The organism is Corynebacterium sp. MSK158, assembly GCF_030229085.1.
GTDB lineage: Bacteria > Actinomycetota > Actinomycetes > Mycobacteriales > Mycobacteriaceae > Corynebacterium.
Map to the genome: position 1 here is coordinate 112,105 of NZ_JASPHJ010000001.1, position 12,924 is coordinate 125,028.

The window sequence follows — 12,924 nt, forward strand, 5'->3', positions numbered from 1 at the left end:
GCGTGCCATCTTAATACGTCCATGCGCCCGCGCGCTCACGCCCCTAAGCTGAATATTATGACTACACCACATAGCGTTGATGCCGCGCTTATCGATGCCCCGTTGATCAACATCGCAGTCTTCCGCACTGCCCCTACCCCTGAAGAGGTAAGCGAGCGCCTGACCACCACTTTTGGCGATCGCCTGGGAGATATCACGCCGGGCAAGAATCCGGGAAGCATCATGGTCGAGCTTGATGATTCCTTCTTATTGCACTACCAAGCCGTCGATACCCCACCCACCCGCGATAGCTATGGCCTCCACCCCATTTTGAGCGCGGATGCCCGCGGCCTCGATTCCGCCACCGCACAAATCCTCGTGTCCGTGCTTCCCCGAGAGACCGAAGATGATCGCGCGAAGCAATTCCGCGAGGCCCGCCGCGATCACCTTGAGCTACTCTCCAAGGCCACTGCGGTGGTAGCCGAGCACCCCGACTGCCTGATAGTCCACAACCCCCGCGGAAACGTTTCTATCGCGCCGAACACTTTCCTCGAAGCCGTTCGGGATAACCTTGCCCCAATGCACATCGCTCCGGTGTGGCTCACCCAAAAGGGAAACAAGATCTTGGGCTATACCGTGGGGCTGGTCCAAGCTGGACACCCCGAAATCCAGGCGGCCACCGAATCCATGGACCCCACCGATCTCTATTACAAGCTGGCCAATATCGCAGACCATGTTCTGCAAGGCGCCACCGTCAAAGACGGCGACACCCTATCTTTCGAGCAAGACCAGCCCCCACTGACCGTGCAGAAAGAGCCCTGGTTTGTAGACGAGTCCTATCCTGCGGTCACGATCAATTTTTAGCGGAATCCCCCCTACTTCCGGGAATCCGAATAGCGGCAGATGGCTGCCAGCACCGCACCAGAAAGGTTGTGCCACACCGAAAAGACGGCTCCTGGCAGGGCGGCCAATGGGTTCATATAGGTCGATGCCAGGGAGGTGGCCAAGCCAGAATTTTGCATGCCCACCTCGACGGCCATGGTGCGCCGTGCGGCGACCGGCTGCTTGGTCAGCATTCCGGCTAGGTAGCCCAAGCCGTAGCCGCAGGCGTTATGGATTACCACTGCGGCGAAGACGAGTGCGCCGGCGGTAGCGATGGTGTCGTGCGCGCCGCCGACCACGATGCACACAATGGCGGAAATGGCCGCAACCGAGATCCACGGCAATGCCGCGTTAATTTTTGCCACCACGCGCGGAACCAGCATGCCGATGAGAATGCCGGCGATTACCGGAATGAGCACGACCTTCACAATGGACCACGCCATGGCCGAGGCGGAGACCGGCATATACTCCCCTGCCAGCAACAGTGTCAGCAACGGCGTGAGGACCGGCGCCAACAGGGTGGAAATGGACGTCATGGTCACCGACAAAGCCACATCACCGCGCGCAAGGTAAGACACCACGTTGGAACTCGTGCCGCCGGGCGCGCAGCCCACCAGGATGACACCGGCAGCTACAGCATCGGGAAGATCCATCACCGCGACCACCAGCAGCGCCACCAGCGGCATGATGACGAACTGCGCCAACACTCCGATGAGAACGGGCAGCGGACGGCGTGCTACCAAGGAAAAATCCACTGGCTTGAGGGTTAGGCCCATACCGAACATGACAATGCCCAACAGCGGGGTGACCTGCGGGGCGAAGGAAGCTGCGGTCTCTGGCGCGAGGTATCCCACCACGCCACCGATAATCACGAGCACGGGAAAGCCTAGCGCTGCAATAAGTGCTTGGCGGTCTTGTGCTGAGGAGGGCGCAGCGTTCGCCTCCACCCGATTATCTGTCATGCTATCGATACTCATGGGAAAAAGAATACGCTCCCACCCAGTGGGAGCGCTAGCTTAATATTCGGAACGCGGAATGCCTCTAGCCAAAGAGCGCTTGGGCGTTGCGGTAACGCGATTCCGGCACCGTCTTCAGCGTACCCACGGCATCTTCCAGCGGGACGAGGTCAATATCCTCGCCATGGAGGGCAACACACATGCCAGACTCACCTTCGTGGATGGCGCGCGCTGCGTGCACGCCGTAGCGAGTAGCAAGCACGCGGTCATAGGCAGTCGGCGTGCCGCCGCGCTGAATATGCCCCAGCACGGTCGTACGCACGTCATACCCGGTGCGTGCCTTGATTTCATCGCCGATTACCTGGCCAATGCCGTTGAAAGTCTGGTGCCCAAACTGATCGACGCCGCCGGCCTCGAAGTCCATCGTCCCTTCCTTTGGCAGGGCGCCTTCTGCCACGCAGATAATGCCGTACTTTTCGCCCATCTGGAAGCGACGTTCCATCGCCTTCGTAATCTCCGCGATATCGAAGGGCTCTTCCGGTACCACGGTGTAGTGCGCACCACCGGCCATGCCGGCATGCAGGGCAATCCATCCCACGTGGCGGCCCATGACCTCCACGATCAGGATGCGGTTATGGGACTCCGCGGTGGTATGCAGACGGTCGATAGCATCGGTGGCCACAGAAACGGCGGTATCGAAACCAAAGGTGTAGTCGGTGGCGTTAACGTCATTATCAATGGTCTTCGGCACGCCCACTACCGGCACGCCGTTATCAGAAAGCCACTTTGCGCCCTTGAGGGTACCTTCACCACCGATGGCGACAAGGGCGTCTACCCCGGCATCCGCCATGTTGGACTTAATCTGGTCAAGGCCGGCCTTGAACTTATCCGGATGCAGGCGGCCGGTGCCCAGGATGGTGCCGCCGCGCAACAGAATACGGTCGATTTCCGCATCGTCATAAAGATCGCGGCGGCGGTCTTCCATCAGGCCCACCCAGCCGTCTTCATAACCTACAACGGTATCTCCAAATTCATTGGATGCGGTACGCACTACCGCACGGATTACAGCATTGAGGCCGGGGCAATCGCCGCCGGACGTTAAAACACCTAGACGCATATCTACCAATCTAGCGCGCGATTTTTAGGCCTGCAGAGTGTCCCTAAAACCTAGGGCAGAAACCAGGCCCACCACCAGCGCAGCCACGATGACGAGCAGCGAATTAATAATTGCTGTCTCTGGGCTACCTGTTTGCATAACTGCGGAAACTAGGGCAACTCCCACCACGGAACCCACCTGGCGGGAGGTGTTGTACACACCGGAGGCAGCGCCCATGAGCTCCGGCGAGATATCGCGCAAGGTGGTAGCTGCGTTGGAACCCCAAATGAAGGACTGTCCCACGCCGAGCCCGGCAATGGGTAGACCGAGGATCCACGGAAGGGCGTCGACCTGCATGACCCACCATGCCGCAAGGAGCGAAAGTATCAGGATGGAAAATCCCAGCACCCCCAGGATCCGCGGGTTAACATAATCCGCCATGATGCCGGCGAGCGGAGATATCAGGAGAGACACCAGCGCCATAGGAGCCACGATGATGCCGGCTTCGCCCGCAGGCACTCCCTGCATGGTCTGCAGCCACAACATGATAGGCAGCATCACCGCGGCAGCCATAAATCCCATTGCGATGATGCCTACCGAGCCCGCCAAATAATTGCGGTCACTAAATAGCGCCAGTGGCACCAGCGGACTCGACCCGCGGGCCTGGGCAGTTGCTTGCAATCGAATAAACCAGACGCTAGCGGCAACTCCGGCGAGCAGGATCAGCCAAATGGTCCATCCCCAGCCAAGCACCGGGCCCTGCTGAATACCAAAGACGATCGCCGCCAAGGCGATGAACGACACGATGGCCGAGGGCGCATCGATAGACTGCGCGGTCGTGGGTAGCTCAGGCACCCACAGCAGCGCGAAGACAATGGCTAGCACCACGAAGGGAACGTGTACCCAAAAGGCGGCCTGCCACCCAAAGTGCCCGACCAGAAAGCCACCGGCGAGTGGACCGGCAAGTGCCGCTACCGAGCCGATCACACCCCACACGCCCAGTGCGCGCCCACGGCGCTCACGCGCGAAGATGCGATTGATAACGGACATGGTCTGTGGCATCTGGAGGGACGCCCCCACGCCTTGCACGGCACGCGCTGCAATGAGCACTTCCACAGTGGGCGCCACGGCACACGCCACCGCACCCAGCCCGAAAATGCCCACGCCTAAACAGAACATCCGGCGCTGGCCCAAAACATCACCCAAGCGTCCGGTAAAGAGCAGCGGCACCACCACAGCCAACAAATAGGCCGCGGATACCCACATGGTGTGGTTTACCCCTGCGTTCAGCTCGCGTTGCAGGTCAGGCAGCGCCACCGCCACCATGGATTGGTCCAGCAGAGATACAAAGAATCCGAGGGACAGTGCAAACATGGCGCGCCATGCTTGGCGCTCGGGCGGCAGATGCGTCTCCACAGTCATGGCCTTAGAGTCTAGCGGGCCGAGAAATGTCGACCTAGACTGGCTGCATGTCCATGATCGATATTAAAAAGCCCCAAGACGTTTCTACCGCCACCACTGTCACCCTCGGCCTCATCGGTGGCTGGGTCACGGCCCGCGAGACCGGCATTCGCCCGCTGGGTGGCGTGATCCTCGCCGCTGCCGGTGTATGGGCGGGTCGCTCTTGGGCCAAGAAAACCACCCCGGCTACCACCGCCGGCCTGTGCGCGCTCTACGTGGGTGCATTCGGCGCCTCCCACCCGCTGGCTAAGAAGATCGGTGCGTGGCCGGCGGTACTGAGCGTCACTGCAGCCTCGGCGGGCGCGGCTTATGCGCTTTCCGACGCCAAATAGTCCCCACCCACACAAATGCGCACCACGTCCCTAGACATGGTGCGCATACTTTTATCCTGCGTGTCGCTATTTTCTACTTGGCTACCGTGAACTCAACCGCAGCATTCTCGCTACCCAAGGCAACGGTGCCGCCGGGGAGGTTATAGAAGGAGGGGTTGGATTCGAGGAGGCCACGGAGGGCGTCGGAAAGCTGCTGTGTATGCTCGTCGCAGGCCGCGCGGGTGGAATTGAACTCGCCCACGCTGATGGTGCCATCCTTGGCCACCTCGTAGGTAGTGGTGTAGGTATTGCAGCCATCATTGACCGCCAAGGTGCGATCCTTGGCAAAGGTGACGCTCAGCTTGCCATCTTCCTTAACGGAGTGGAGCTCGCCGGTGATGGTCTGGCCTTCAATTTGAGGCTCCAGCTTCTCGGCGCCCTCTGGGAGCGGAGAAATCAGGTCAGACTGAGTCGGCGCTGTCATGCTAAACCCCGGATCGATGTCGGGGACCTGCGCAGCGTTGGCGGCTCCAGCGCCCATCAGCGCAGCGGCGAACAGCGAAAATAATGCGGTCTTCTTGAAATGCATACCCAATAATTTACCCCCGCCGGATATAAATTCAACGGGGGCAAACAAACCTTTATGGAATCGTCAGGGACTCCACAGGCGGCGATTTACTTGTCGCGGCCAGCCTCATAGGCAGCGCCCACCTTGTAGAGGCGGTCATCCGCAAAGGCCGGAGCCATGATCTGCAGGCCAGTCGGCAGGTTAGTATCGCTCGCCATACCGGAGGGGACGGACATGCCGCACAGGCCGGCCAGGTTCAGCGGCAGGGTGCACAGGTCAAAGTTGTACATTGCCATGGGATCCTCGGCCTTCTCCCCCAGCTTGAAGGCGGTAGTCGGGGTGGTCGGGGAAACGAGCACGTCAACCTGCTCGAAGGCCCGGGCAAAGTCCTGCGCAATGAGGGTACGCACGCGCTGTGCCTGCAGGTAGTAGGCGTCGTAGTAGCCCACGGACAGCGCATAGGTTCCCAGCATGATGCGGCGCTTTACCTCGGGGCCAAAGCCCTCCGCACGAGACTGGGACATGACCTGCTCCGCGGAGTGGGAGCCGTCATCTCCCGCACGCAGGCCATAACGCATGCCATCGAATCGTGCCAGGTTCGAAGAAACCTCACACGGCATGATCAGGTAGTACGCCGCCAGTGCGTCATCGAAGTGCGGGCAATCAACCTCAACAATTTCGGCACCCTGCTCGCGCAGCTGATCGACGGCGGCGTGGTAATTCTCCATCACGCCCTCCTGCCAGCCATCGCGCTCAAACTGCTTGATGAGGCCAACCTTTACACCGGACAGATCGCCCTTGGCACCTTCGCGGGCGGCGGCGACGACCGGCGCTACCGGCTTATCCACGGAGGTCGCATCGAAGGCATCGTGGCCAGCGATAACCTCGTGCAACAGCGCGGTATCTAGGACCGTGCGGCCACAGGGGCCGGCCTGATCCAGAGAGGATGCAGCAGCAATAAGGCCATATCGGGACACGGTGCCGTAGGTTGGCTTAACACCCACAGTATTGGTCAGCGCGGCCGGTTGGCGGATGGAGCCGCCGGTATCGGTACCAATACCCAGCGGTGCCTGGCCGGAAGCGAGTGCAGCGGCGGTACCGCCACCCGAGCCGCCCGGGGTGCGCTCGGTGTCATAAGGGTTATGAGCTGGGCCAAAGGCAGAGTTCTCATTGGAAGAACCCATGGCAAACTCATCCAGGTTGGTCTTACCCAGGATGGGAATGCCGGCCTCGCGCAGACGCTTGGTCACGGTGGCATCATACGGAGAAACGTAGCCTTCCAGCATCTTGGACGCCGCGGTGGTCGGCGCATCGGTGGTAACGAGCAAATCCTTCAGCGCCAGCGGCACGCCAGCCAGCCCGGAAGCAGGCTCTTCGCCGGCATCGAGGGCCTTATCCACGGCGTCGGCAGCCGCGAGGGCTTCTTCCGCACCCACGTGCAGGAAGGAGTTAAGCTCCTCATTGGTCTCTGCAATGCGATCCAGGAAGGCCTGGGTGACCTCGCGGGAGGTAATTTCACGGGAGTGAATCTTTTCCGCCAGGTCGGCGGCAGTCAGAGAGGTCAAGCCCTCCGCAGGAACGGTCAGGTTAGACATTTATTCTCCTCCCAAAATCTGTGGCACGACGAAGCGCTCATCTTCTACGGCCGGCGCCTGATCCAAAGCCTGTTCTGCAGTAAGGGTGCGCACAATAACATCCTCGCGCATCGGGGCGTCCACGGAGTGCGGGTGACTCATCGGCTCCACACCCTCGGTATCCACGTTTCCTACCGCGGAAACGGAATCAACAATTTCATCAATCTGCGTTGCAAACTGGGCTAGCTCTTCCTCGCTGAGGGCCAGGCGGGAAAGCTTGGCGAGGTGGGCTACCTCATCACGCGAAATCTCAGACACGCGAACTCCATCCTTTATCTGCATAATCGACATGCCCGTGAAAAATATTCACACTAAGCATGTACTATGTGAATTGCTAACGACCCATGGTACTGCACCTACCGCGACGGCTGCCGCGTCACCCCAAATTTGCGTTGCTTGAAGCCGCCATTGTGACGCACGTATCATGTTCGGGACTACAAACAACCGAAAGCGTGCGAGACCATGTCCTTTTTGATCCGTGTACTGCTCCCCGATTCCCCTGGCAGCTTGGGCCAGCTTGCCGACGCCTTTGGACTCGTCGACGGCAATATCCAGTCAGTCGACATCGTAGAAAACTTCCCCGATGGAACGGTCATGGATGACATCGTCATTGAACTGCCCACAGGTGCCATGGCCGATGTCCTCATTACCGCTGCTTCTTCGGTAGACGGCGTCGAGATTGATTCCATCCGCCCCTTTAGCGGCCGTGTTGATCGCCGCGGCCAGATCGAGCTGCTCGCGCGTGTAGCTCATGCCACCAATGTCACTGCGGCCATGGAAGAGGTTGTCGCGGCTATCCCGAAGGCACTCACCTCCACCTGGTGCATCGTCATTGATAATAACGAGCCTATCCGCCGCCTGGCCTCGTCCAACGCAGCGCCAGAAGATGACGGCACCGTTCCTCACGACATTGAGGTCGAAAGCGCCCGCGTCCTCCAGCCCGAGCGCGACGAGTGGGTACCCGAAAGCTGGTCACTACTTGACTCAGCACTCGCCGCCGCCCCACTCGGCGATACCGGATTGGTCATCGCCATGGGGCGAACCGGCGGCCCTGACTACCTCGCCTCCGAGGTCGAGCACTTGGGCCACATCGGCACTATCTTGGGCAGCTTCCTGAAGTAACTGAAGCGAATTAGACTTCGCCGGTTTCTAGTAGTTGCTGGAATTGCGACTCGTTGAGAATCGGAATGTCCAGTTCGCGAGCCTTATCCTCCTTCGAGCCAGCCTTTTCGCCGGCAACGAGGTACGAGGTTTTCTTCGACACCGAACCAGTTGCCTTGCCGCCGCGAGAGACAATCGCTTCTTTCGCGGAATCCCTGGTGAAGTTCTCCAAGCTGCCGGTAACCACAATGGTCAAGCCCTCGAGGGTCTGCTCCTTGTGATCCTCGGCCGCTACCTCCATGGCCACGCCCGCAGCAGCCCATTTGTCCACAATCGTGCGATGCCAATCCACCTCGAACCAATCGTGGAAGGATTGCGCGATGGTCATACCAACGCCATCGACCTCTGCAAGCTCCTCCGTCTTCGCAGCGCGCAGCTTGTCCATGGATCCATAGCGGGAAGCAAGCGCCCGGGCCGCAATCGGGCCCACGTGACGTATGGACAGCGAGACCAAGACGCGCCAGAAGTCGCGACCCTTGACCTCCTCCAGGTTGTTCAGCAGGTTCTGGCCTGCCGTATTGACTTTGACGTTGCCCTCCTTTTTGGAGCGCTTGTCTTTGGTGTCCTTCTTTGCGGTATAGACATCCGAGGCCAAGAGCTTTTCCGCGGTGAGCTCAAAAAGCTCCGACTCATCAACGAGAATGCCGTTGTCGATCAGATCCATCGCGCCCTTCTCGCCCAAAGCCTCAATATCCAGCGCCTTGCGGGAAGCCAGATACTCCAATCGTGCCGAGAGCTGCGCCGGGCAGGACTGCGTATTGGGGCAACGCCAATCGGCGTCACCGTCCTTCTGCGGAGCCAGCTTCGTGCCGCACGCAGGACAGTTCTCCGGGAAGGTCCACTCATGCTCGCTACCATCGCGCTGCTCGCGCACCGGCCCAAGGACCTCCGGAATAATCTCGCCCGCCTTGCGAATAATGACGGTATCCCCAATGAGCACGCCCTTGCGCTTGACCTCGGATTGGTTGTGCAGGGTAGCCATTTCCACCGTAGATCCGGAAACGAAGACTGGCTCCATCACTGCGTACGGGGTTACTCGCCCGGTACGGCCTACCCCCACCTCAATGTTCTTGAGCTTCGTGGTCACTTCCTCCGGCGGATACTTATAGGCAATGGCCCAGCGCGGCGCGCGGGAGGTCGAACCAAGTGCGCGCTGTGAAGCCAAGTCATCGACCTTGACCACCAGTCCGTCCATCTCAAAAATCGCATCGTGGCGATGCTCTGCCCAATACGCGACTTCGTCTTGGACTTCCTTGGCCGAGTGCACCTGCTTGGTATACGGGGACACAGGCAGACCCCACGCCGCAATCGCTTTATAGGCATCGTGCTGTGAGGTCGGCGAAAATCCCTCGCGCGCACCCAAGCCGTGGCACACCATTTTCAGGCGGCGTTTTTTCACTTCGGCAGGATCCTTCATACGCAGTCCACCTGCCGCGGCGTTGCGCGGGTTAGCAAATTTTGCCTTACCGTCAGCCGCGCGCTCCTCGTTGATCTCCGCGAAGTCCCCGGGGCGCATATATACCTCACCGCGAATCTCAATAAGCTCAGGGACCGGATATTCAGCAGTACCAGTCAACTCGTGCGGAATATCCTCGATAACACGAGCATTAGCAGTGATTTCCTCGCCCACCGTGCCGTCGCCACGAGTAGCAGCGGTAGTCAAGCGCCCATCGCGATAAACCAAGTCGATAGACAAACCATCGATCTTCAGCTCGGTGAGATAGGTCTTAGCCGGGGTTCTATCCAGCCAATCCTGCATCTCGCCAGCACTAAAGACATTGTCCAGGCTCATCATGCGCTCAAGGTGCTCAATATCCTCGCCGGCGCTCGGAGCAGCACCTACCTGCTGGGTGGGTGAATCGGGCACGGCAAGCTCTGGGTGCTCTTCTTCTAGCGCAAGAAGGCGCTGGAAGAGGGCATCAAAGTCGGCGTCGGGAATAGCCGGCTCACCGTTGTAGTACAGGTTGCGGTGGCGGCGGACTTCCTGCGCGAGGTCATTCCATTCACGGTGCAGATCAACTGGATTAGTCACGCTGCCCAAGTGTAGCTATCCCTCGTGTCGGGGCTAGCTACTAAGGTATGGATCATGAATTTCGACGCCTCCCGCATGCTCGCCTTCGACCTTGAGACCACCTCGGCTAACCCTAAAGAAGCCCGCATTGTTACCTCCGCCCTAGTCCGCATTGACGGCCGCGATGTGCAAAAAATAGAGCACCTAGCCGATCCCGGAATCGAAATTCCGCAGGAAGCGACCAATGTCCACGGAATCACCACGGAAAAGGCTCGCGCCGAGGGCCGCCCGCACGAGGAAGTGTTGAAGGATACGGTCGAAGCAATCAAAGCCGCATGGGAGGATGGCCTCACGCTGATCGTCTACAACGCAGCATTTGATCTCACCGTATTGCGCAGCCTGACCGGAGATTTTACGGTAACCGGCCCGGTCTATGACCCCTACGTGATTGACCGCGTCAGCGATAAGTGGCGTAAAGGAAAACGCACCCTCGGCGCAGTGTGCGAGCACTACGGCGTTGAGCTTGGCAATGCCCACGAAGCTACTGCCGACGCCCTCGCCGCCGCCCGCGTGGCGTGGAAGCAGGTTCGCCAGCACTACCCCAACCTGGCGCAGATGGAGGAAAACGAACTCATGGAGTTCCAAGCCGTCAAATGGTACGAGGACCGCGTCGCCTTCAAAAAGTACTTGGAAGGCAAGGGCCGCGATGCCTCGGATGTCTCGACGGCGTGGCCGCTGATCGGATAAAGTCTCCCAAATCTCCACTTCGAGCCGAAAGTCTCCCAAATCTCCGACGAAACGGGTTACACTAGCCGCATGGACAACCCATTCCGCCCGACATTCGGCGCCCCTCCCCTGTTCTGGGTCGGCCGCGGCATCGTACTCGATAGTTTCCGCACCGCCCTCGATGGCTCGGCAGGTAATGCCTCCCGTTCCATGGTGCTAAGCGGCGCTAGGGGCATCGGCAAAACGGTCCTCATCAACGAGTTGGAAGACATTGCTGAAGCGCGCGGTTGGGTAACGCTGCGCGCCTCCGGGCGCTCCACCATGGTGGAGGAACTGGTCAACACCACGATTCCGAGACTTCTCGAGCGGCTCTCGCCCAGCGATAAGAAGAAGGTCAGCCGCATCGGCATCGGCGGCGTGGGATCAATCGGATTCGACCACCAGAAGGAAGACCGTTTCACCCCCACGTTAAATACTCGGCTCCGTGAGCTTTCCGCCGAGCTAAAAGGTAGCGGCATCCTCCTCACCATCGACGAGGTTCAAGACGCCGACGTCGAAGAGCTCACCACCATCGCCGTGGCCTACCAAGACTTGGTGCGCGATGAAATCGATATCGCCTTGGTTGCCGCTGGCCTGCCGCAGGGAGTCAACCACTTACTGGACCTGCCCGGGGTAACCTTCCTGCGCCGAGCCCAGAAATTCGTGCTCGGCCCCTTGTCGCCGGCTAATGCAGAGCAGGCGCTCGAACATACAGCCTCGGGCTCAGGGCTGGAGTTTAGCCACGAAGCGATTGCGGACGCCGCCGCGCTCACCCGCGGCTACCCCTACCTCGTGCAATTGGTCGGCTCACTGGCATGGGAGCGCAGTCGCCGGAACCAAGAAAGCGGCATTTCCCAGCAGACAGTCGCCACAATCGCCCCTGATGCAATATCAATCATGGGCGCGCAGGTGCACCAACCTGCGACGCTAGCCCTGCCGCCGGCGCAGCGGGAGTTCCTGGAAGCGATGGCCGCAGTCGAAGTCGAAGGCATCGCCACCATCGCAGACATCGCGGGCCACATGGACCGGACGGTGCGCTCCTTATCGGCCACCCGCCAGCGGCTTATCGACGCCGACCTCATCGAACCCACCGCACATGGCAAGCTGCGCTACGTCATCCCATATATGGGCGAATACTTCACCACCACGGATAGCCGCGGTCGCGTTGATTAAAGATCGCCGGCGTCGCGGATGAGGATTCCCGCCACCTCAGCGGCAAAAGAATAGCTGTGCGCTGCCTTTTCCACCGGCCACGGGAAGATATCAACCTGCCCTGGAATTCGCTCCCGCGACAATCCCATACGGTCAAAGTGCTGCGCAATAGAAATAGCCTCCGTACGAGCATCTTGCCCTGCCACGCCGAGACCAACGCGAGCGCCGCCATCAATCCACTGCCCCAAGCCATCGAGATGCTCGGGCGAGGCTAGACCAGCGAAATCGAGCAACACCGTCTTCGCTGCTACTTCCCATAAGGGCTCGCGAAGCCTTAAGTAGTCCGCGTCAAACTCCGCCAACGTCGCATTGACCTGGTCCGCGGGAACAGCCCTAATCGTATCGAAATCGGTGGTGCCTGGAAGGGTGCCCGAAAGGACGTCGGCAAGCAGGGGCTCGTCCAGCTGCATTCGCACTTTTGCCCCAAAACGCTGTGCCAACTGTGCCTTGTGTTCCTGAATTCCGGCCAATAGAGCATCACACAGGTCCCGGAAAGCGCCCGAATCAGTAATCGCGCGGTGCCCGTTTCCTAGCTCCACAGCGGCCGCCAAACTCCACGGGCCTACTGCTTGGACCTTGATACGGGGAACTGACTCACCCCACACCTCCTGAATCTCGTCCAGGTCCCGGCACATCTGGTCACCAATCCGATGAGAGATGAGCTGCGGCCGATCACTGAGCACCCACGAGCGCGGTCCGCGGTCAATGGAGACTGCTTCCAATAATCCCGCTGTTCGCCCAATGGCCCCAGCTTGAATCCCGCGGTCCGGCAACTGCGGAAGGTGCGGGAAACCACCCGTCTCGCCCATCACGATGTCTGCCGCCTCACTCATGGAGTATCCCGGCATAGGGCCTAAGCCAAAAGCGTCCATATTCACCTCGGCGCTA

13 protein-coding genes are annotated in these 12,924 nt (G+C 59.9%); 5 read left to right on the forward strand and 8 right to left on the reverse strand.

Annotated features, from left to right (window positions below; all coding sequences use genetic code 11):
- The first annotated feature begins 57 nt into the window (after positions 1-57).
- On the forward strand, positions 58-843 hold the full coding sequence (locus QP915_RS00505) for a DUF4261 domain-containing protein (protein WP_284767437.1): 786 nt from the start codon (positions 58-60) through the stop codon (positions 841-843).
- Between the two features lie 11 nt (positions 844-854).
- On the opposite strand, the gene QP915_RS00510 is transcribed toward QP915_RS00505, so the two are convergent.
- From QP915_RS00510 to QP915_RS00520, 3 genes are all read right to left on the reverse strand, one after another.
- Positions 855-1,823: a bile acid:sodium symporter family protein gene (locus tag QP915_RS00510; RefSeq protein ID WP_502869306.1), complete on the reverse strand. Its 969-nt coding sequence runs from the start codon at positions 1,821-1,823 to the stop codon at positions 855-857.
- A 79-nt stretch (positions 1,824-1,902) separates the two neighbouring features.
- Positions 1,903-2,934 (reverse strand): ATP-dependent 6-phosphofructokinase, encoded by a 1,032-nt coding sequence (locus QP915_RS00515; RefSeq protein ID WP_005323342.1) that lies wholly within the window; start codon positions 2,932-2,934, stop codon positions 1,903-1,905.
- A 24-nt stretch (positions 2,935-2,958) separates the two neighbouring features.
- Complete coding sequence (locus tag QP915_RS00520; RefSeq protein WP_284767440.1) at positions 2,959-4,335, reverse strand: MFS transporter; 1,377 nt, start codon at positions 4,333-4,335, stop codon at positions 2,959-2,961.
- Between the two features lie 47 nt (positions 4,336-4,382).
- On the opposite strand from QP915_RS00520, the gene QP915_RS00525 reads away from it, so the two are divergent.
- Complete coding sequence (locus tag QP915_RS00525; protein ID WP_005323344.1) at positions 4,383-4,706, forward strand: hypothetical protein; 324 nt, start codon at positions 4,383-4,385, stop codon at positions 4,704-4,706.
- Positions 4,707-4,779: 73 nt separating this feature from the next.
- On the opposite strand, the gene QP915_RS00530 is transcribed toward QP915_RS00525, so the two are convergent.
- The 3 genes from QP915_RS00530 to gatC form a co-directional block, all read right to left on the reverse strand.
- Positions 4,780-5,274 (reverse strand): META domain-containing protein, encoded by a 495-nt coding sequence (locus QP915_RS00530; protein WP_284767441.1) that lies wholly within the window; start codon positions 5,272-5,274, stop codon positions 4,780-4,782.
- A gap of 86 nt (positions 5,275-5,360) precedes the next feature.
- Positions 5,361-6,848: an Asp-tRNA(Asn)/Glu-tRNA(Gln) amidotransferase subunit GatA gene (gene gatA, locus QP915_RS00535; protein ID WP_284767443.1), complete on the reverse strand. Its 1,488-nt coding sequence runs from the start codon at positions 6,846-6,848 to the stop codon at positions 5,361-5,363.
- Positions 6,849-7,145, reverse strand: coding sequence for an Asp-tRNA(Asn)/Glu-tRNA(Gln) amidotransferase subunit GatC (gene gatC, locus QP915_RS00540; RefSeq protein WP_005327681.1), 297 nt, complete (start codon positions 7,143-7,145; stop codon positions 6,849-6,851).
- Positions 7,146-7,349: 204 nt separating this feature from the next.
- Between gatC and QP915_RS00545 the strand changes: the two genes are divergently transcribed.
- Complete coding sequence (locus QP915_RS00545; protein WP_284767444.1) at positions 7,350-8,009, forward strand: ACT domain-containing protein; 660 nt, start codon at positions 7,350-7,352, stop codon at positions 8,007-8,009.
- 10 nt (positions 8,010-8,019) lie between these two features.
- Here QP915_RS00545 and ligA read toward each other — a convergent pair whose 3' ends face one another.
- A complete protein-coding gene (gene ligA, locus QP915_RS00550; RefSeq protein WP_502869298.1) occupies positions 8,020-10,089 on the reverse strand; it encodes an NAD-dependent DNA ligase LigA in 2,070 nt (689 codons plus the stop codon).
- A 45-nt stretch (positions 10,090-10,134) separates the two neighbouring features.
- Between ligA and QP915_RS00555 the strand changes: the two genes are divergently transcribed.
- Both QP915_RS00555 and QP915_RS00560 read left to right on the forward strand, forming a co-directional pair.
- The gene (locus QP915_RS00555; RefSeq protein ID WP_284767447.1) at positions 10,135-10,806 is read left to right on the forward strand and encodes a 3'-5' exonuclease; all 672 of its coding nucleotides are present in this window, start codon (positions 10,135-10,137) and stop codon (positions 10,804-10,806) included.
- 69 nt (positions 10,807-10,875) lie between these two features.
- Positions 10,876-11,997: a DUF8462 domain-containing protein gene (locus QP915_RS00560; RefSeq protein WP_284767449.1), complete on the forward strand. Its 1,122-nt coding sequence runs from the start codon at positions 10,876-10,878 to the stop codon at positions 11,995-11,997.
- Here the strand turns inward: QP915_RS00560 and QP915_RS00565 are convergent.
- Positions 11,994-12,908, reverse strand: coding sequence for a uroporphyrinogen decarboxylase/cobalamine-independent methonine synthase family protein (locus QP915_RS00565; protein ID WP_284767450.1), 915 nt, complete (start codon positions 12,906-12,908; stop codon positions 11,994-11,996). The genes QP915_RS00560 and QP915_RS00565 overlap by 4 nt on opposite strands.
- Between the last annotated feature and the right edge of the window lie 16 nt (positions 12,909-12,924).

What these genes read in the sequence shown, in the direction of transcription:
- QP915_RS00505 (WP_284767437.1), top strand. Translation starts at nt 58, where the DNA reads ATGACTACACCACATAGCGTTGATGCCGCGCTTATCGATGCCCCGTTG.
- QP915_RS00510 (WP_502869306.1), bottom strand. Translation starts at nt 1,823, where the DNA reads ATGACAGATAATCGGGTGGAGGCGAACGCTGCGCCCTCCTCAGCACAA.
- QP915_RS00515 (WP_005323342.1), bottom strand. Translation starts at nt 2,934, where the DNA reads ATGCGTCTAGGTGTTTTAACGTCCGGCGGCGATTGCCCCGGCCTCAAT.
- QP915_RS00520 (WP_284767440.1), bottom strand. Translation starts at nt 4,335, where the DNA reads ATGACTGTGGAGACGCATCTGCCGCCCGAGCGCCAAGCATGGCGCGCC.
- QP915_RS00525 (WP_005323344.1), top strand. Translation starts at nt 4,383, where the DNA reads ATGTCCATGATCGATATTAAAAAGCCCCAAGACGTTTCTACCGCCACC.
- QP915_RS00530 (WP_284767441.1), bottom strand. Translation starts at nt 5,274, where the DNA reads ATGCATTTCAAGAAGACCGCATTATTTTCGCTGTTCGCCGCTGCGCTG.
- gatA (WP_284767443.1), bottom strand. Translation starts at nt 6,848, where the DNA reads ATGTCTAACCTGACCGTTCCTGCGGAGGGCTTGACCTCTCTGACTGCC.
- QP915_RS00545 (WP_284767444.1), top strand. Translation starts at nt 7,350, where the DNA reads ATGTCCTTTTTGATCCGTGTACTGCTCCCCGATTCCCCTGGCAGCTTG.
- QP915_RS00555 (WP_284767447.1), top strand. Translation starts at nt 10,135, where the DNA reads ATGAATTTCGACGCCTCCCGCATGCTCGCCTTCGACCTTGAGACCACC.
- QP915_RS00560 (WP_284767449.1), top strand. Translation starts at nt 10,876, where the DNA reads ATGGACAACCCATTCCGCCCGACATTCGGCGCCCCTCCCCTGTTCTGG.
- QP915_RS00565 (WP_284767450.1), bottom strand. Translation starts at nt 12,908, where the DNA reads ATGGACGCTTTTGGCTTAGGCCCTATGCCGGGATACTCCATGAGTGAG.